Annotated in this window: 26 protein-coding genes, 1 tRNA gene, 1 pseudogene and 1 other annotated feature; of the genes and pseudogenes, 19 read left to right on the top strand and 9 right to left on the bottom strand. The window is 39.2% G+C overall.

What is annotated here, in order from left to right; translation table 11 throughout:
• Window positions 1-3: 3 nt before the first annotated feature.
• The 11 genes from ACYQ0N_RS04435 (at window position 4) to ACYQ0N_RS04485 (ending at window position 10900) form a co-directional block, all read left to right on the top strand.
• Entirely contained in the window at window positions 4-1173 is a 1170-nt protein-coding gene (locus ACYQ0N_RS04435; protein WP_177531562.1) for a sporulation protein YqfD, read from the top strand.
• Window positions 1174-1306: 133 nt separating this feature from the next.
• On the top strand, window positions 1307-2269 hold the full coding sequence (locus tag ACYQ0N_RS04440; RefSeq protein WP_177531561.1) for a PhoH family protein: 963 nt from the start codon (window positions 1307-1309) through the stop codon (window positions 2267-2269).
• Between the two features lie 2 nt (window positions 2270-2271).
• Window positions 2272-2778 (top strand): rRNA maturation RNase YbeY, encoded by a 507-nt coding sequence (gene ybeY, locus ACYQ0N_RS04445; RefSeq protein ID WP_177531560.1) that lies wholly within the window; start codon window positions 2272-2274, stop codon window positions 2776-2778.
• 25 nt (window positions 2779-2803) lie between these two features.
• Window positions 2804-3697: a GTPase Era gene (era, locus tag ACYQ0N_RS04450; protein WP_460161970.1), complete on the top strand. Its 894-nt coding sequence runs from the start codon at window positions 2804-2806 to the stop codon at window positions 3695-3697.
• 84 nt (window positions 3698-3781) lie between these two features.
• The gene (locus tag ACYQ0N_RS04455; protein WP_177531558.1) at window positions 3782-3943 is read left to right on the top strand and encodes a hypothetical protein; all 162 of its coding nucleotides are present in this window, start codon (window positions 3782-3784) and stop codon (window positions 3941-3943) included.
• On the top strand, window positions 3891-4640 hold the full coding sequence (recO, locus tag ACYQ0N_RS04460) for a DNA repair protein RecO (protein WP_177531557.1): 750 nt from the start codon (window positions 3891-3893) through the stop codon (window positions 4638-4640). The genes ACYQ0N_RS04455 and recO overlap by 53 nt, the downstream gene beginning before the upstream one ends.
• Window positions 4641-4646: 6 nt before the next feature.
• Entirely contained in the window at window positions 4647-7022 is a 2376-nt protein-coding gene (locus ACYQ0N_RS04465; RefSeq protein ID WP_177531556.1) for an endonuclease MutS2, read from the top strand.
• Between the two features lie 8 nt (window positions 7023-7030).
• Window positions 7031-7411, top strand: a complete 381-nt coding sequence (locus tag ACYQ0N_RS04470) for a VOC family protein (RefSeq protein WP_177531555.1) — start codon at window positions 7031-7033, stop codon at window positions 7409-7411.
• Between the two features lie 79 nt (window positions 7412-7490).
• Window positions 7491-7732: a binding site (T-box leader), on the top strand.
• A gap of 60 nt (window positions 7733-7792) precedes the next feature.
• On the top strand, window positions 7793-9454 hold the full coding sequence (locus ACYQ0N_RS04475; RefSeq protein WP_460161971.1) for a 2-isopropylmalate synthase: 1662 nt from the start codon (window positions 7793-7795) through the stop codon (window positions 9452-9454).
• Between the two features lie 124 nt (window positions 9455-9578).
• A complete protein-coding gene (locus tag ACYQ0N_RS04480; protein WP_177531553.1) occupies window positions 9579-10460 on the top strand; it encodes a cohesin domain-containing protein in 882 nt (293 codons plus the stop codon).
• 353 nt (window positions 10461-10813) lie between these two features.
• Window positions 10814-10900 (top strand) — tRNA-Leu (locus tag ACYQ0N_RS04485).
• A 39-nt stretch (window positions 10901-10939) separates the two neighbouring features.
• Here ACYQ0N_RS04485 and ACYQ0N_RS04490 read toward each other — a convergent pair.
• Entirely contained in the window at window positions 10940-11197 is a 258-nt protein-coding gene (locus ACYQ0N_RS04490; RefSeq protein WP_460162173.1) for a phage integrase SAM-like domain-containing protein, read from the bottom strand.
• Between the two features lie 908 nt (window positions 11198-12105).
• On the opposite strand from ACYQ0N_RS04490, the gene ACYQ0N_RS04495 reads away from it, so the two are divergent.
• The gene (locus ACYQ0N_RS04495; RefSeq protein WP_177531551.1) at window positions 12106-12411 is read left to right on the top strand and encodes a conjugal transfer protein TraG; all 306 of its coding nucleotides are present in this window, start codon (window positions 12106-12108) and stop codon (window positions 12409-12411) included.
• A 231-nt stretch (window positions 12412-12642) separates the two neighbouring features.
• On the opposite strand, the gene ACYQ0N_RS04500 is transcribed toward ACYQ0N_RS04495, so the two are convergent.
• Window positions 12643-13200, bottom strand: a complete 558-nt coding sequence (locus tag ACYQ0N_RS04500; protein WP_460161972.1) for a GNAT family N-acetyltransferase — start codon at window positions 13198-13200, stop codon at window positions 12643-12645.
• 110 nt (window positions 13201-13310) lie between these two features.
• Between ACYQ0N_RS04500 and ACYQ0N_RS04505 the strand changes: the two genes are divergently transcribed.
• The 3 genes from ACYQ0N_RS04505 to ACYQ0N_RS04515 all read left to right on the top strand — a co-directional run bounded on the left by ACYQ0N_RS04505 (window position 13311) and on the right by ACYQ0N_RS04515 (window position 14517).
• Window positions 13311-13469 (top strand): Maff2 family mobile element protein, encoded by a 159-nt coding sequence (locus ACYQ0N_RS04505; protein WP_460161973.1) that lies wholly within the window; start codon window positions 13311-13313, stop codon window positions 13467-13469.
• A 146-nt stretch (window positions 13470-13615) separates the two neighbouring features.
• Window positions 13616-13825 carry a hypothetical protein gene (locus ACYQ0N_RS04510; protein ID WP_460161974.1) on the top strand — a complete coding sequence of 70 codons (210 nt, stop codon included), beginning with the start codon at window positions 13616-13618 and terminating at the stop codon, window positions 13823-13825.
• Window positions 13801-14517, top strand: a complete 717-nt coding sequence (locus ACYQ0N_RS04515; RefSeq protein ID WP_465250175.1) for a VirB6/TrbL-like conjugal transfer protein, CD1112 family — start codon at window positions 13801-13803, stop codon at window positions 14515-14517. Before ACYQ0N_RS04510 ends, ACYQ0N_RS04515 begins: the two co-directional genes overlap by 25 nt.
• 43 nt (window positions 14518-14560) lie before the next feature.
• Here the strand turns inward: ACYQ0N_RS04515 and ACYQ0N_RS04520 are convergent, their stop codons facing one another.
• Window positions 14561-14914: a type II toxin-antitoxin system RelE/ParE family toxin gene (locus ACYQ0N_RS04520; protein ID WP_177531548.1), complete on the bottom strand. Its 354-nt coding sequence runs from the start codon at window positions 14912-14914 to the stop codon at window positions 14561-14563.
• A complete protein-coding gene (locus tag ACYQ0N_RS04525) occupies window positions 14901-15170 on the bottom strand; it encodes a type II toxin-antitoxin system Phd/YefM family antitoxin (RefSeq protein ID WP_177531547.1) in 270 nt (89 codons plus the stop codon). The genes ACYQ0N_RS04520 and ACYQ0N_RS04525 overlap by 14 nt, the downstream gene beginning before the upstream one ends.
• 64 nt (window positions 15171-15234) lie before the next feature.
• Between ACYQ0N_RS04525 and ACYQ0N_RS04530 the strand changes: the two genes are divergently transcribed.
• Window positions 15235-15498 (top strand): PrgI family protein, encoded by a 264-nt coding sequence (locus ACYQ0N_RS04530; RefSeq protein WP_177531546.1) that lies wholly within the window; start codon window positions 15235-15237, stop codon window positions 15496-15498.
• A gap of 62 nt (window positions 15499-15560) precedes the next feature.
• Here ACYQ0N_RS04530 and ACYQ0N_RS04535 read toward each other — a convergent pair.
• Window positions 15561-15719: pseudogene (locus ACYQ0N_RS04535) on the bottom strand (IS3 family transposase); the annotation flags it as partial.
• A 153-nt stretch (window positions 15720-15872) separates the two neighbouring features.
• Between ACYQ0N_RS04535 and ACYQ0N_RS04540 the strand changes: the two are divergent.
• Genes ACYQ0N_RS04540 through ACYQ0N_RS04550 form a run of 3 tightly spaced genes read left to right on the top strand, consistent with a single transcriptional unit; the run spans window position 15873 to window position 16507 of the window.
• Window positions 15873-16061: a hypothetical protein gene (locus ACYQ0N_RS04540; protein ID WP_177531544.1), complete on the top strand. Its 189-nt coding sequence runs from the start codon at window positions 15873-15875 to the stop codon at window positions 16059-16061.
• A 33-nt stretch (window positions 16062-16094) separates the two neighbouring features.
• On the top strand, window positions 16095-16388 hold the full coding sequence (locus ACYQ0N_RS04545; protein WP_460162175.1) for an XF1762 family protein: 294 nt from the start codon (window positions 16095-16097) through the stop codon (window positions 16386-16388).
• Complete coding sequence (locus tag ACYQ0N_RS04550) at window positions 16331-16507, top strand: hypothetical protein (RefSeq protein WP_460161975.1); 177 nt, start codon at window positions 16331-16333, stop codon at window positions 16505-16507. Before ACYQ0N_RS04545 ends, ACYQ0N_RS04550 begins: the two co-directional genes overlap by 58 nt.
• A gap of 105 nt (window positions 16508-16612) precedes the next feature.
• Here the strand turns inward: ACYQ0N_RS04550 and ACYQ0N_RS04555 are convergent, their stop codons facing one another.
• From ACYQ0N_RS04555 to ACYQ0N_RS04570, 4 genes are read right to left on the bottom strand one after another with little or no spacing between them, the layout of a single operon-like run.
• Window positions 16613-17326 (bottom strand): nucleotidyl transferase AbiEii/AbiGii toxin family protein, encoded by a 714-nt coding sequence (locus ACYQ0N_RS04555; protein WP_460162176.1) that lies wholly within the window; start codon window positions 17324-17326, stop codon window positions 16613-16615.
• Window positions 17323-17448, bottom strand: coding sequence for a hypothetical protein (locus ACYQ0N_RS04560; RefSeq protein WP_460161976.1), 126 nt, complete (start codon window positions 17446-17448; stop codon window positions 17323-17325). Before ACYQ0N_RS04560 ends, ACYQ0N_RS04555 begins: the two co-directional genes overlap by 4 nt.
• Window positions 17438-17860: a hypothetical protein gene (locus ACYQ0N_RS04565; RefSeq protein WP_460161977.1), complete on the bottom strand. Its 423-nt coding sequence runs from the start codon at window positions 17858-17860 to the stop codon at window positions 17438-17440. The genes ACYQ0N_RS04560 and ACYQ0N_RS04565 overlap by 11 nt, the downstream gene beginning before the upstream one ends.
• Window positions 17857-18051, bottom strand: coding sequence for a hypothetical protein (locus ACYQ0N_RS04570; RefSeq protein ID WP_460161978.1), 195 nt, complete (start codon window positions 18049-18051; stop codon window positions 17857-17859). Before ACYQ0N_RS04570 ends, ACYQ0N_RS04565 begins: the two co-directional genes overlap by 4 nt.
• Window positions 18052-18089: the final 38 nt, after the last annotated feature.

Below are 18089 nucleotides of genomic sequence, written 5' to 3' on the forward strand. Positions count from 1 at the left end.
TGAATGTTTGGAAAAATAAGAGGTACGGCTTCGTTTAAGGCGCAGGGTTCAAAAATGTATTCCTTTATTAATGGTATAAGGGAAAACGGAATTGCATGCATGTCACAGAGATGCAGAAACGGCTGCTTTTACGGACAGATTTATATGACGGACATGAACAGAATTACAGATATTGCTAAGGAAAACGGAATTGAACTTGAATTTACAGAAAAAAAGGGAATTCCGTTTAAAATGAAGGGATATCGCTTCAGATTCGGTATAATTTTGGGTATACTTATATTGTTTTCCTTTGTATTTTATCTGTCAAATATCGTTGTTTCCGTAGAGGTATATGGAAATAGCGGCGTCAGCAGGGAACAGATCGTTTCGGCGCTTTCGGATATAGGAATTTATAAAGGAAAATTTATTGCTGATATTGATTTCAGAAAATGCGAGCAGAGGCTCAGATTGAGTATTCCCGATATAGCATGGACCGGAATAAGGCATACCGGCAGCCGTATAGTCGTAGACGTAACGGAGGCTGATCCGCCTCCGGAAATGGTAAGAGACGACATACCCTGCAATATTATCGCCGACTGTGACGCTCAGATCGAATCTGTAGAGGTATATTCGGGACGTCTTATGAAAAAAGCCGGAGACGGAGTGAAAAAGGGAGATATAATTATAAGCGGAGTTGTTGACGACGGCGGCGGACATATGCTGAAAAAACATGCAATGGGAAAAATAATCGGAACTTACGAGGAGTCCGTAAGCTTTTCTCAGCCTTTGTCGACGGAAGGGCAGATTTACAGTGGGGAGCAGACGACGAAAAAATATTTCGATTTTTTTGGATTCAGGATTCCGCTTTTCTTTAAGAATGCAGATTTTCAGTCGTACGATTATACAGAAACTTCAAACAGCTTTATGTTATTGGGGAAAAAACTTCCTTTGGGAATAATTCACAGTACATATACGCCGTTTGAGTATGAAATGCTGTCATACAGCAGCGAGGAAGCGGATGTATTGCTTCAGCAGCAGCTTTCTGTGTATGAAAAAAATTTTTACGATTCCAAGGGCATTATAGTTAAGGAAAGAAATATTGAAGTCAAAAGCTTTGAGGACAGAATGGAATATAACGTAAAGTTTGTTTTAGAAGGAGAAATAGGCATGGACTTTGAAATTTATGTTGATTAAAATGAGTAAATATTTTATCGTATTTGTTTATTTTAATAATTGTTTCAAAAAAATTAAAAATAGGTATTTAAAAAAGATTCCGTTTGTGATATAATTATACTATATAAACAAAATAAAAGAAAAGAGTGTTTAAATGGCGGAAAAGGTTATAAATATAAATGATACCGAACAAATGATAAATTTGTTCGGAGCTTATGATGAAAATATTAATACAATACAGCGCCAGTATGACGTCGTTGTTTTAAGCCGCGGAAGCGACATTAAGATTTCCGGAAACGAGGAAAACGTCAATAAAGCAGCACAGGCAATAGAAGCTCTTATGAAGATTTCTAAAACAGGGGAAAGAGTGACGGGTCAAACGATCCGGTATGTTACGTCTATGGTGTCAGACGGCTCGGCAGAGCAGCTTGATAATCTTATCGGAGACGGAGTGTGCGTTACTGCAACTGGCAAAATTGTGCGTCCGCGTACAGTCGGCCAGAAAAAATATATAGACGATATAAAGAATAATACGATTGTTCTCGGAATTGGTCCTGCCGGAACGGGAAAAACCTATCTTGCAGTTGCAATGGCTGCCAAAGCCTTTAAGGCTCACGAGGTAAACAAAATAATCCTTACCAGACCTGCGGTAGAGGCGGGAGAGAAATTAGGCTTTCTTCCGGGGGATCTTCAGGATAAGGTAGATCCTTATCTTCGGCCTCTTTATGACGCTCTTTTTGAAATGTTCGGCGCCGAAAACTTTTCAAAGTACATGGAAAAGGGTATAATAGAGGTGGCTCCTCTCGCATATATGAGAGGAAGGACGCTTGAGGGAGCGTTTATAATACTTGACGAGGCTCAGAACACTACGTCTGAACAGATAAAAATGTTTCTGACCCGTTTGGGCAACGACAGCAAGATGGTAATTACTGGAGACGTGACTCAGATAGACCTTCCTGACAGTAAAACCTCCGGTCTTATAGAGGCTATGAAGGTTTTGAGAAACGTCGACGATATAGCTATACACAAGTTCAATGAAAAGGACGTTGTAAGGCATAAGCTGGTTCAGGATATAGTAAAGGCTTATGAAAAATATGCTAATGAAAGGAGAAAGTAATTATGTCAAAGCTAAAAGTATATGTTAAAAACAAACAGAATATAGTTAAAATACCCGTAGGAATACGTCTGCTGATCCGCCGCTGCTGTCAGGCTGTGCTGGCAACCGAGCGCTTTGAGCAGGACGCTGAAGTCAGCGTTTCATTTGTTTCTAATAAGGAAATCAGAAATTTAAATAAGGTATACAGAAACAAGGATAAGGAAACCGACGTTCTTTCTTTTCCGCTTACAAGCGAGGACGGCAAAAAGGAAATCAATGCTGAAACCGGTTTTGTACTTTTAGGAGACGTAGTTATTTCCCTTGAAACAGCGGTGAGACAGGCTGATATGTACGGTCATTCGCTTGAGAGAGAGGTGGGTTTCCTGACGGTTCATTCCATGCTGCACTTGCTTGGCTATGACCATGAGACAAGTCCTCTTGACGAGCGTATTATGAGGGAAAAGGAAGAGGCCGTTCTTGAAAAGCTCGGTATTTCAAGAGACGCCACATTTATAATAGAACGAAATTAAAACGGATTTTGAAATGGAGATCACAATGACTAAAACTGTCTTTCTGACGATAGCCGGAAGAACTAACGCGGGTAAATCCTCGCTTTTAAATACGGTTGTGGGTGAAAAAATAGCATCAGTCAGCAGTAAATCCCAGACAACAAGAACAAGAATAACCGGTATTAAAACAATAGGCGAAACACAGCTTGTATTTATGGACACTCCGGGACTGCATAAGCCTAAAAATAAGCTAAGCGCTCATATGCTAAACGCGGTAAAGGAATCGGTTACGGATATTGACGCCGTTATATTTATGGCAGACTGTACGCATCCGTTAGGCGAACAGGAGGAAAATATGCTGCGGGATATTTGCCGGCGGAAAATTCCTGTGATTTTTGTTCTGAATAAAATAGATTTACTGGATAATATGAGTAAACTCGCTCCGATTATTGCGTCGCTTAGTTCAAAATTTGATCTCGAGGCTATTGTTCCGGTAAGCGTTAAGGAAAATAACGGCATAGATATTGTGATTAATGAAGCTATGAAGCTTGCCGCGGAAAGTCCGCATTTTTTCCCGGACGATATGATAACGGATCAGCCGGAAAAAATAATAGCAGGGGAAATAGTAAGAGAAAAATTGCTGAACCTGCTTGAGGACGAGGTTCCTCACGGCATTGCAGTAACTGTGGAGCAGATGAGGGAACGGGAAGAAAAGGAACTGCTAGACATAAACGCTGTAATATACTGCGAGCGTGAATCGCATAAGGGCATTATAATAGGCAAAAACGGTTCTATGCTGAAAAAAGCCGCGTCCTTGTCCAGGCAGGAGCTGGAGGAATTTTTTGAGATAAAAGTAAATCTTCAGTGCTGGGTAAAGGTCAAGGAGGACTGGAGAAACCGCGAGGGCCTTATAAGAAGCTTCGGACTTACAGAAATTTAAAAATAAATTACCATACATTACAATTTATATAAACGCCGTTTCAGGAAATAATTTTAAGGAAATAATTTTTGGCGGTGTTTATTTATGATTGATGAAAAATGGAACGCTTTTATGAACAGCGGAAAGATTTCAGATTATCTGGAATATAAAAAATCTGCGGAGCAATCCGCTGCGGAAACCGGTGGTGAGGCTAATGAAAATGGCGGCGCTCAGGGGAATAGTACTCAAGGAGTTCCCGGTTGGTGAGAACGATAAATTTATTCATGTTTTTACTATTGAACAGGGAGTAATTGAAATCTCTGTAAAGGGCGGACAGAAGCTGCTGAGTAAAAATGCCGGCGCTATTCAGCTTTATGCTTATTCAGATTTTTCAGTACGAATTGACAAGGGCAGGTATTATCTTGACAGCAGCGAGCCTATAAGATTTTTTTATAAAATAAGAGAGAACCTTGAAACACTCGCTCTTTCGCAGTATATAAGCGAAGTGGTTATTTACGTTACCGGTCAGCATGAGCAAAAGGAAGATGTTATGAGATTGCTGCTTAATACATTTCATTATCTTTCCGAGGGAAGCCGGAGCGCCGCATTTTTAAAGCCGTTGTTTGAAATGCGGTTTATGACAGAAATCGGCATGATGCCGGATATAGTATGCTGCGCTTCATGTATGAAATACGCCGCTGAGGAAATGTATTTTGACTTGATGAGCACAAAGCTTTACTGCGTCGGCTGCATTACGCCGACAAAGGACGACACTCTCGTAAAAATTCCGGCTTCTGTCGTACATGCTCTGCGGCATATTGTTTTCGCTGATTTCAACAGGCTTTACAATTTCAGACTATCTGATAAAAATATTAAAAAGCTCGGCAGTATCGCTGAAAGATATTTGCTGATACATTTAGGAAGAGAATTTAAAACACTTGACTTTTATAAGTCGCTTGGGTAATATACTATGAATAAATATTTTAAAACGCTTGAATTACATAAAGTACTTAAAATGCTGTCTGATATGGCCTCCAATGACAGAACCAGACAGATGGCTCTTGAGCTTGAGCCATGTACGGATTATGATACGGTTTGTCTTGAAATGGACAAAACCTCCCAGGCTTTGGATCTGACCGTAAGGTTCGGAACGCCGCCTTTTTATGAAATTAAGGATGTAAGCTCTTCGTTAAGACGGGCAGCTTCAGGAGCAAGAATATCACTAAGGGAACTTATCGATATCAAAAGTCTGCTCAACCAGATCGGAGCTTTATCCGACTGGTATTCACATTGTGAAAATGTTCAGACAGAGCTTGATTATTTATTTGAAGGCCTTCGTCCCGATAAATATTTGCAGGAAAAGCTTGAACGCTCGATAATTTCTGAGGATGAAATTTCAGACGCGGCAAGTCCGGAGCTTGCGGCAATCAGAAAAAAAATTAGCCGCGCAGGCTTAAAGCTTCGTGAAACGCTTGATAAGATGATACGGTCTGAAGCTGTTCAGAAATCTCTTCAGGAAAATATTGTAACTATAAGGGACGGTAGATTTGTTCTCCCTGTTAAGGCGGAATACAGGAGCAGAATACAGGGTCTGATACATTCTTCCTCAGCCTCTGGGCAAACGGTATTTATAGAACCTATTTCAGTTGTAGAGGCAAACAATGATATTAGGATGCTCGAGAGTCGGGAGCAGGAGGAGATTGAAAGAATAATAACCGAGCTTTGCCGGGAATGCGGCGAATGTGCCGAGGATCTTATCAGAGGATATGATTTATGCGTACAATTAAATCTTTATTTTGCTAAAGCAAATTTAGGCGCTAAAATGAAGGCCTGCGCTCCTGACATAACATGCGACGGAAAGCTCAAGCTAAATAAGGCAAGACACCCGCTTTTGGACAGTAATAAGGCGGTGCCGATTAATATCAGTTTGGGTGAAAAATACAGCGCTTTGATCATTACAGGTCCTAATACCGGCGGAAAGACGGTAGCTCTAAAAACTGCCGGATTGCTTTCGGCTATGGTTATGTGCGGAATGCTGATACCTGTATCTGACGGAAGCAGCGTTTCTGTATTCAGTCATATTCTTGCCGATATTGGAGATAATCAGAGCATAGAACAAAGTCTTTCAACCTTTTCGTCCCATACCAATAAGGTAATAGAGATAATAGGGCTTGCAGATGATAATTCGCTTGTTCTGCTCGATGAGCTGGGCTCCGGTACTGATCCGGTGGAGGGAGCGGCTTTAGCCGTTTCAATAATTGAAAGACTGAAGGATCAGGGCGCAAAGCTGATGGTTTCAACGCATTATCAGGAGCTTAAGCTCTATGCTATCGAGGGAGATGACGTTGAAAATGCGAGCTGTGAATTTGATCCGGAAACTCTTCGTCCGACTTACCGATTGATTACCGGATCTCCCGGAAAATCAAACGCATTTTCTATTTCAGCGTCTTTAGGAATGCCCGAGGACGTAATCGCTCATGCAAAACAGCTTGTCAGCGAAGAAAACATGCGGTTTGAAAAAGTCGTTGCACAGCTTGAGGAGGCAAGACGCCGGCTTGATAAGCAAAATCAGGAATTAATCCGAATAAGAGCCGAGGCCGAGGATAATAATCGTCGGCTCAAAACGGAGCTTGATGAAATAGAAAAGAACAAGGAACAGCAGCTTGAACAGGCAAGACTGCGGGCAATGAGTATTATAGAAAGCGTTAAGGCCGAATCAAACAGTCTTATAGACGAGCTTGAAGCTTTAAAGAAGGAAAAGGACAAGGCGGATTTTTCAAAGAAATTCTCTGATATAAAAACACGCAGCAAGCAGAGCTTTAACCGTATGTACGATACGGCTAATCCTGTTATTGAAAAGAGCGGCGACGGTTACAAGCTGCCAAGAAAGCTTAAAAAGGGAGATACCGTGCTGGTGCGTGACATTGATAAAAAGGGAACTGTTTGCGGTGAACCGGATGAAAATGGAAATGTTTATGTTCAGATGGGTATTATGAAAACAAAGGTATCGGTATTACAGCTCAAGTTATTGGACGAACAGAAGGTAACATATAAAAGCAAGCCTGTTTCCACCAGAAGTATTAAAAGCAAGCTGGAAAGAAAAGGAACTATGGAGCTTGATATAAGGGGGAAGAGCGCGGACGAAGGCGTTTATGAAATGGAAGCGTTTATTGATAACGCAGTGCTTTCAGGAATTTCCGTGGTGACGATTATACACGGAAAGGGTACGGGCATACTCAGAGCTGCAATCCATCAGAGATTAAAGTCAATGAAACAGGTTAAAAGCTTTAGACTCGGACTTTACGGAGAGGGCGAAAACGGCGTTACTATTGTGGAACTGAAATGAAGTGAGAAATGATTATCGAACATATTGCAATGTATGTAAGCAGTCTTGATTGCGCCAAGGATTTTTTTATAAAATATTTCAATGCGAAATGCGGTAAATTATATTATAATGAGAAAACCGGATTCCGTTCATATTTTCTGACATTTGGATTTGGCGCAAGACTTGAAATAATGAATAAGCCCGGAATATCTGTTTCTGACAATCTGAATAAAACCGGATACGCCCATATTGCGTTTAAACTTGAAAGTAAGGAAAGAGTTGATGAATTGACAGGCAGGCTCCGAAATGACGGGTTTGAAATTATAAGCGGTCCAAGAATTACGGGGGACGGCTATTATGAAAGCGCTTTTTTGGATTTAGAGGGAAATATTATTGAGCTTACAATCTGACTTATCTTTTTTGCTATTAAAAATATTTTTAAAAATCCCCTTGACAAATCCGAAAAAATAATATATTATAGTAATATAAATAAATGCGATGACGGGAAATAAAGCCGCAGATGAATTTTCAGAGAGCTGTCGCTTGGTGTAAGACAGTATTTCAAAACGGTCATAACTCCTCCCTGAGCAGTTCGCTGAAAGCATTGGCAAGTAGGCGTAAACGGGTTCTCCCGTTACAGAGATACGTATTGATTGATGCGGCAGAGCGGGTACAGCGGAATCTGTGCCAAAAAGAGTGGTACCGTGGAGTTTATCAGCTTCACCTCTTTATAATAGAAGAGGTGAAGCTTTTTTGTTGCATCTCTGATAATTTTGAAAGGAAGATGTATTATGAAAAATTTTGAAAAGTACACAAGACAGTATTTTCCGGTCAAAAAACCTCCTATGAAATGGACTGAGAAGGATTATGTGGATCATGCTCCTATATGGTGCAGCGTTGATCTGAGAGACGGTAATCAGGCGCTTATTAATCCTATGACGCTTGACGAAAAGCTGGATTTCTTTAAATATCTTGTGAAAATTGGGTTTAAGGAAATTGAAGTTGGATTTCCGGCAGCTTCAGAAACAGAATATGAATTCTGCCGCGCGCTTATTGAAAAGGAGCTTATACCAGACGACGTTACGATACAGGTTCTTACTCAGTCAAGAGAGCATATTATAAAGAAAACCTTTGAGGCTCTCAAAGGCGCAAAAAATGTTATTGTACATCTTTATAATTCTACATCTCTGGCTCAGCGCGAACAGGTTTTTAGAAAAAGCAAAGAGGAAATTATAGATATTGCAGTAACCGGTGCAAGGCTTTGCAAAAGCTACAGGGAAAACGCCGTCGGCAATTACCGTTTTGAATATTCACCTGAAAGCTTTACGGGAACTGAGCCGGAATTTGCTCTTGAAATATGTAATGAAGTAATAAAGATCTGGGAACCGTCGCCGGAAAATAAGGTTATTATAAATCTTCCGGTTACAGTTTCGCATTCAATGCCTCATGTTTACGCGAATCAGGTAGAATATATGTGCGATAATCTGTTAAGCCGCGAAAATGTTATAGTCTCTCTCCATCCTCATAACGACAGAGGCTGTGCGGTCGCCGACAGTGAAATGGGTTTGCTTGCCGGCGCTGACAGAATAGAGGGAACGCTTTTCGGAAACGGAGAGAGAACCGGTAACGTGGATATTGTAACATTGGGTATGAATATGTTTTCTCAGGGGGTGGATCCTCGGCTTAATTTTGAAAATATGCCTGAAATAACTGAAGTTTATGAGAGAGTTACCGGAATGAAGGTTTACGAACGTCAGCCTTACAGCGGTCAGCTTGTATTTGCAGCGTTCAGCGGCTCTCATCAGGACGCTATTGCAAAGGGTATGAAATGGCGTCAGGAGAAAAACTGCGAGCACTGGACGGTACCTTATCTGCCGATAGATCCGCAGGATGTGGGAAGGGTTTATGAAACCGACGTTATCAGAATTAACAGTCAGTCAGGAAAGGGAGGCATAGGATATATTCTGGAACAGCAGTTTGGAATAATCATGCCTCCGAAAATGAGAGAACCGTTCGGATATATGGTAAAGCATGTTTCAGATAACGCCCATCGTGAGCTTATGCCTTCAGAAGTGTATGACATATTTAAGGATATATTTATAAATAAGCAGTCCCCGGTTGCTTTAAAGGAAGCTCATTACGTTAAGAAAGATGGAATTGAAGCAGATGTGACGATTGAATATAACGGAAAGATTATGAACGAAAAAGCTCACGGCAACGGAAGACTTAACGCTGTCAGCAAAGCTTTGATGAATATACTTGGAATAAAATATGATTTGCACACATATACGGAGCATGCAATGGAGCAGGGAGATACGTCAAAGGCTGTTTCTTATGTAGGAATTAAAGACGAAAAGGGTAATGATTTCTGGGGAGTAGGTATAGAAACCGATATAATCGATTCTTCGCTTAAAGCGTTATTCAGCGCGGTAAACAATATGATTAATGTTTGAATAAGTAAATTATTTCCTTGATTTTTCAGTTAATTGTCACAAAAACAGGGTTGACATTGTTTATATTAAAGTGTATAATGAATCTATAGTTGAGATTTATTATATGACTAAAGGAGTTTTAAAAATGTCTGATATAAAGAAAAAAATCTTAGCGGTTGCCGTTATATGCACTTTATCGCTTTCAATGGCAGCTTGCTCTGATAAAAAAAGCGGCTCCAATGAGGCCGGTATCAAAACCGCTACTATTTCGTCTGAAGAAGCCAAGCAGCTTATGAAGCATGATCTGGAAATTTCAGAATTTGTTGAAGCAACAGATACTGCTCAGGATCCTGTTGAATCAGGCAGTTCGTCTTCAGCAAGCGGTAATGAAAGTACAGGGGATTCTTCTGAAGTTTCAGAGGAAGGCGCAACATTCAATGCGGAAGAATTGATGAGCGGCACCGATGTGATTTTTGTTCCTGGAGGAGACGCTGAAAGCAGCGATTCTAATAGCGGAAGTTCCGGCAGCAGCATTGATGACTCAAATAATGTAAACCCAAGCGGGGAAAACAATAATCAAGTTGATAATTCTGAGATAAAGGGTAAGAAGAAAATACAGCAGGCATATTGGATGAATTTATCAAAGGACTTTGTTTTTGACGGAGAATTTATTACCGCTACATTTAAAATTAAAGACACTACTGCAAACGGTACATATCCTATAACTATTGAGTGGCTGGATTTTTCTAATATCAGCGCAGTTACTATTCCAGCAACAGGAATAAACGGCTCTGTTGTTGTAGGCGGCGAAGCTTCTGCAAACAGCTTCAAAAATGACGGTTCATTTGAGGTTATGGCAGAAAACGTCAGCGGAAATGCCGGTGATACAGTTACTGTAGTATTTAAGTTTAATAAGAATCCAGGTATATGCGCAAGCGTATTTAGGTTTGGATATGACAGTGACGCGCTTGAATATGTCACAGGCGGATATGGTTCTGATTTTTCAAAGGCTCTTGACGAAGAATAAATATAATTATTATTTCTAAAATATATAAATAAACTGATTCTGTTTTACAGCGTCAGTTTATTTTTTTATATTAGGTATTGACTTTTACTGTAAAATGTTGTATAATATATATCGTAATATGTGTTGCTTGTGGAATAAATGGGTACTCGAAGTGAAAATTTCTTATATCATTTAATCTGTTAACCAAAGAAAATCTGTAATGTAAGATTTAAGCGACAGTTTAATAAAGATAATTTAATGTAAATATAGAGAAACAGCGCAGCTAAATGATACATAAATGCTCATCAAACGCAAATGGACTAATTTATGTAATAGATTGGTTATCTGCTGTGTTTACCAAAAATTTAATATACGCCGCTGTGGTGGAATAGGCAGACACAAGGGACTTAAAATCCCTCGGTAGCGATACCGTACCGGTTCAAGTCCGGTCAGCGGCACCATTTTTCAAAAGCACAAGATCAATCTTGTGCTTTTTGTTTTTATAGCTCTTCCTTACTGTAAAACGTTGCTGTGAACTTGTTCATTTTCGGAAGATCAGCTTTATCCGTAGGATTGGAGTTTACCAAATCCATCTTCATTGCATACTTGAACGCTTTGTGAAGATTTGCATGATAATGTTTAACTGTGTTAGCCTTCAGACCAGACGTATACATATCATTATAATACTGCTGAATCATAAGTCCTGTTACATCGCCAAGAAGTATATTAGGATATTTTTCGTCAAAGTATTTTGTAATCTTGCCAACGTATGTATGAAATAAAAGTTGTGTATGCAAGCGTAGGCTTGACGGTCGAGAGCCAATATTTCAAGAAGTCAGTAAACTCATACTCCCCTGACGTTCCGTTTGCGGAATCTTTGAGGACAGATTCGCTAACATTTGTCTTATCGACGCTTGCCGACTTTACTTTCGTAATTTCTCCCGAATTAAAATCGGCTGTGAACTTCTCAACAATTTCCTTAACTCTTGCATTAAGAGCTTTTTTGATGCAATTTTCTGCAAGTCCTGTCGAAACCCATTTTAAGTTATTTAATCTTTGTGACAGTTCGTTGTAGTTAGAATCATTTCATGTCATTTAATCCTCGTAAAATCGGGACTTTTTGAGGATGAAATCCCCAAAAGCCCGATAATTCGTAAATTGTAAAAGCGCTGAAAAAAGCACATTTTGGATAGATATTTGTTAGATACTAACGGCAGAAATATTCGTTAGATATCTAAAAAAGCTGTTAGATAAACCTGTTGACATATATCTCACAGCGCTTAATCCATTATATGAGAAGCGTTATCAGCCTTGATGTAATGGTAAAATATTGACAATAAAAAACGTTTCCTTCGGGGAGCGCTTTTTTTATTGCACGAAAAACAATTTCCAAAGGAAGTCAATCTTATGCCCGAAAACAAAACCATTGTCCCAAACGACAAAAACCTATCTCTTGACGCATACGGACTGCTGTCTACAATGCTGAACGTCCCCGAAAGGGCGCGGGGAGTTCAATCGGGATAAGATGAAAAAGGAAACCGAGAAAATTCACAGCCTGCCTCGTAAAAAGCAGAAACAACGTGAAAAGTCAAAGGAGAATATGCGATGAAATATTTAAAAATCGAGCCAAAGGCACGTTTCGATTATACTTGGCGGAGGTATGGCAATGCAGATTAACAGCAAAAAAATCAAGAAAATAATACTTTCCAATCTGCCATATGCTATCTTCGCTTACGCTGGAAACAAGCTTGCATTTGCCTACAGAATTGCAGAGGGAGAGGGATTTCAAGAAAAGCTTCCGCCCTTTCTGTATGAAATCGGCACATCGTTTGCAAAGGTTTTCCCCAGCTTTAACCATGTCGATTTGCTTGCGGGAATTTCCGTTGCTGCACTGATGAAAATGATTCTGTACATGAAATCCAAAAACAAGAAAAAATTTCGTCAAGGCGAGGAATACGGCTCTGCGGTATGACGAACGGAAAAGGCTCATACAGCCGTCAGACATTGGAGAGCGTATCCTTCCTCATAAAAACAAGACCTCAGAAACGGCTTGTACAGCGTTTCTAAAGGCTTGCGTAAAAACTATTTCATTAGGGATGGCAGTTGTTGTGGTGTGTCCCAAAATGATTGATTTGACTTGCGCAGAACGTTTATTGTGTGTCATTAGGCTATAAGATATTGAGCTGTCAAGACAAATTGAAATTTATAGATTTTTATACATATCCGCTGTTATACAATAACAAACCTCTCCGCACGGAGAAATATTTTCACGAATAAATCGTTCAACTGTATCGGTAACTTCCATTTTTGATTTTACCAATACTTTTCCGGATTTTATATTTTCGATTCTATGATATGCTTCAAGTTTCACAAAATCCATATGGCTGAATGTAAAATCAATTAAAGCAGATAAAGCTTCACTCGCATAATCGTTTTCCCAGAATTTTTCTCCGATACAGTATTCGATTTCTGCCGTTCTGCATTCTGAATACACCTTACAGAAGGCTATTTGACCTATATTTTGATTACTTGCTTTTTCAACAATTGCCCATCTGTAATAATCCATATTGCTGTAAGAATCAATGTATTTTTTCAACAATTCTTGCACCTTTTGAATCGTATCATAAACAGGTTCCCCATATTCAAGCTGAATATTTGGATTTGCTGCCCAATTTTCAAACATATTCTCATAATCATTTGAATTAAACTTTCGGCAAATCAGTCTTTCTGTTTCAAATTGCTGCGTACCTATATGTTTCATCGCTTTCTCCTATAAATACTGATTTATGCAAGCAGACCGAATGCTTACTCTATATCACAAATTATACCATACCCTGTTGAAATATTCAACCGCCTGAAAAGAAAAATAGCTTGCCATATCCGTCTATACATAATTTTCTTAAAAAGTTTCTATATGACTACTGTCTTAATTCACAGGGTATGAAACAGCTTATGTGCAGTCTTGGACTGATTCTTCTTGCAATCGTTCTTGTTCCTGTACTTGAAAAGATGATGACAGGCACAATCTGACAGATTGCTATCAGAAAAAAATACATACGAGAGTTTCACAGCAAAAACAATATGCAGAAAACTGCTGCCCACAAAGATTGAACTTCGGCGATTAAATAAATATGACAGACCATTAATAAATTGCTCGGACGAAAGGGGTGATGAAAATGGGAGTAATCAGCGACGCAATCGACGCTCTGGAAAATTGGCGCTGTGACTTATTCAAGGACGGAATCAAGTCCCAGTTTGACGGAATATCAGACTTGTTGACGGATACGTTTGCACAGACAACCGGAAACGACGGTCTTGTCAGCACATACCTGCAGGAACGGTCGCGTCAGTCTGGACAACGATTGAAACGCTTTGCAATAACGTAGTTGTCCCAATAGGCGGCTTTATTCTGACGATAATTCTGCTGAACGACCTGATTCAGACGGTCATTCGGGGCAACAATTTCAAGGACTTTGATGATTCGATATTCATAAAATGGATCATCAAAGCGGTATGCGGCGTAATTCTTGTGTCGAATGTGTTTTACATCGCTTCGGGACTGTTATCATTCGGCACAAACATATGCTCTAAAGGATTATCGGAGCTTTTCGGAACAGGCGATTATTTATCGACGGCTCTTGCATTGAAAAAATCGGCTCTAAGCGGTTTAAGCCTTGGAGAACTAATGACAGTCTGGTTTATTTCACTCATTGTTCATCTCGGAATTATGATTCTGATAGTGGCAATCGTAATAACGCTGGCTTCAAGAATTATTGAAGTTTTCATGTATCTGAGCGTCGCTCCGATTCCTATGGCAACGATGATGGACGGCGGCGAATGGTCGGGTATCGGCAAGAACTGGATAAAACAGCTATTAGCGCTTTCATTTCAGAGATTTTTGATCATTGTCGCGCTAGGCATTTTCAAAACGCTGTTTGCAAATATGATTGCCACGCTGAACGTAGGCGGCGACGGTGTGATTATGCAGATGGCAATGCTTATGGGTTATACGTCAGCGTTGATTTTTACAATTCTGAGAACGGGTGCAATAAGTAAAACAGTCTTTTCGGCGCATTAAAATACACCGCCTAATAAAGACGGTGTATTTCTTGAGGATAAAATTATTCTTCTGCACCTGCTTCCTGCATAAATCTTGAAAGCAATGTCGGATAATTTCTTTTTCCGTTAAGGACACGATAAAAAATGACTTTATGTTCATTCTCAAAGACTCTGTAAAACATCAGATATTTACCAACAATAATCATTCGAAAATTAAGTTTAGCAAGTTTATCATCTGGTACGGCGACGCCGGAATATGGAAATACTGAAATTTGCTGTGCGGCTTTATTAAAACTATCTTTTACTTTAATAGCGCCCTGTTTGCTTCCGAACATAATGTAGGACGAAACGATTTCTATCATATCATTCAAAGCATAGGGGAGATATTCTAAGCTGAATGGATTATTTTGTTCCATTGATAATGTCCTCCAGCTTGGCGTTTATTTCATCAAGCGAATAGGTTTTAGCGCCGGTTATACGCTGAGCTTCAGCTTCAAGAAGCTTTTCGCGCAAATCAAGCATTTCTTCACGATAAGCGTAATGCTCCATACTCATAACAACAAGATCGCCTTCACCATTTTTTGTAAGAAAGACAGGTTGATTTTGCTGTTTGCAGAAATCGGCTATATCATTGTATTCATTCCGCAGACAAGTGGACGGCTTAATCATCATGGCTGTTCAACCTCCTTAAAAATATTCTATACATATTATATCATAATTATGTGCGCATTGTCAAGTGAAATGTGCAGAAAGGATTTCTAAATGGCTTATGGGTATGACGGGAGCGATTTTCGCTATGGGAGCGTGCGTCGCTCCTGCTATTCTCTGCGGACTGTATAGAAAAAACGGCGTATTCCTTGAAAAACAGGCAAAATTCATGAAAGAATATTTTACCAGACCAAGAAAGCGGTATTACAAAACAACCAATATTTTCGAGTGCATTACAAAGCACATGGAATATCTGAAAATAAAAAAGAAACTGAAGAACGCCGGAATGTAAAAATTTCGCGCTCAAACAGATCGGGGGTCATGAACCAAAGTCAATAAAGTGGACAAGAAAAATCAGAAAAAATTGAATTCAGCTTGAATAGTAGTCAACCCGTTATTATGAGAATGAGGTCTTACCGAATTGTAAAAGCCGTTAATGTATTGAAAAACAGCGAGGTTTAAATCCTTAAAAAAAGAATAAGCCTTACGATTAACCTCTTCCTTTTTCAAGTACTTGAAAAAGCATTAGTATATATCCAGTTTTTCGGAAAGCAAGTCAAGGGCTGCAATACATATCGTCCGATATTCTGGTATACGGACGGCGATAAAAGGGATTATGAGAAGTTTTACGGCGTGCGACACTCGCATTGTTATACCGAATACGGATTGAAAAGAACTGGCTGCGTCGGCTGTCCGTTCAATCCGAGAATTACGGAGGAATTGGAGAACATCAAAAAATATGAGCCTAATTTATATACGGCGGCAATTCATATTTTCGGTCAGTCTTACAAATATACCCGAAAATATTGGGAGTTTGTGAAGATGAGGAAATCACAGGAGAAAGAACATGAGTAAGTTAAGTACCATTCCATGTACATATAGATAGATATTGCTTCTGATTTTGTAAACCGTTTTCACAGACACTATAATGCTCCCGTAGGGTGCAAATTCTGCTTAGCGGTTGCAGAGGAAGAGAAAATTCGCGGTGTGGCAATCTGCGACAGACCTGTTTCAAGGCGTCTGGATAACGGATTCACCTGTGAAATTTTGCGTGTATGCACCGACGGAACATATAACGCCTGTTCCATGCTGTACGGCGCTTGCTGCCGTATCGCAAAAAAAATATGGGCTATACCGACATCATCACATATACTTTTGTTTCAGAAAACGGGGCAAGCCTGAAAGCAAGCGGTTTTGTCAATGAAGGGATTGCAGGCGGCTTATTTTGGACAGGTGCAAGAAATAAACGGCAGAACATACCCCATGAATTAAAAAATCGTTGGAGAATAACGCTTCAATGATAACAGTTCAGAATTCTATTTCCCAAAATCGAAAAAATAATGAAATTGGGAAATAGAATTTCCCGAAAACAATTTAATTTTGATTTCGGGAAACAGATACAATTATCATATTTTGTTAAAAAGTCCTTTTTCCAATATATCACTTAATGCAGCAACAGCCTGTTCATAGGAAACAGTTTCAAACAAAAGCGGTAAAGTAATGTTTTCATAATTTTCTTTATAAATATTTTTTGAAATAATCTCTTTGAGTATATTTTTAATATCAGCGCCGTCCTGAACGGAAAGGGACATTTTATGAGGTTTTCTTTCATTGGCAACTGATACTGCTAAATCTTTGAGAGTTTCATCTATATCAACAATTTCCGACAGCTTGAAAATATCATAGATATGCCTTGAATGCTCGGAAGTTGTTCCAAGCAGGTAATAATCAGCCAATGCAAACAGTTTATCTATCATTGTACGCTCAGTAGTCTGTACATTCAATTCAAACGGCTGTAAATTATTCCGGATAATAAAATCATCATATCCATTTTGAGAAATGAATCTGTAGATAAGACTGTCTGCTGTCATTTTTTTGGTCGGATATGCCCTCTGATAAACAGCGGTTTCCACTATTAGATGTTCTTTAAGATATGAAGCTGAAAGCGATGACGGATAGTCAATTACATATCGGTTATATTCCCTGCGGCTGCGGACATTGTCAGCGTTTATAAGATTAAAGTGCAGATTATCTATTACTTTAATTATAGAAGCCTTTATCTGTTTTCTTTTGCTTTCAGAAGGCTTATTTTCCGATTCTTCAGAAAATCGTTTAATTATATCATAGCATTCAGAAACAGTGTAACAAAATAATCTTTTTCAATAATTTCCGCTGTTACTCCAAGATAGTCCGATGTTTTAAGGATAAACTGTTCAAAAGTCTGTTTGTCATCATGCAACATAGTAAATTACACCGCTTTCTACAAGATTACGCATTGTCCGGTCAGGAAAAACAGGAGCGTACTCTGTTACAAGCTGCCTTGTTATATTCCTTTTTCTGATCCATTCTTTCAGTATTGCTTTTCTGACATCATCGAAATAGCTTGCTGCCGTACTGTTCATTATTTCGAGAAATTGCAAAACAGCAATATTTTCATTATTAATTTTAGTTCTTGCTTTGCGGAGTATGATTTCCTGACTGCCCACCTTAACTCTGCGCAGCTTGGAAATTTCGTTATTTGTTTGAATTTCAGGAACATTTGAAATCTGTGTTGATAATCCGGCTTGCTGCAAAGCGGTAATACCCGTATAAAATCCGATTTTTTTGCCTTTATCTGATAGGTATTTTCGTTCAATCACTTTGTTCGGATTCAAAACGCTTTCATCAAACGGCGTTTTTTAGGAATATAGTAAATGCCTCTTTCATATCGAATAAGTTGTTTTTTCTCGCATAACTTGGAAAGCTCTTTTGCAATCCAGATTTTAGAGTAGTCTTCAAACTGAATATCGCTTGTAAAGATAGGCTCATTGAATCCGAAAGCAGTAACCAAGTATTCATAAAGCATATTTCACACCTCCTGAGTTCTTCATATATATTATATTA

The sequence above is a fragment of the Ruminococcus sporogenes genome, from assembly GCF_054655175.1.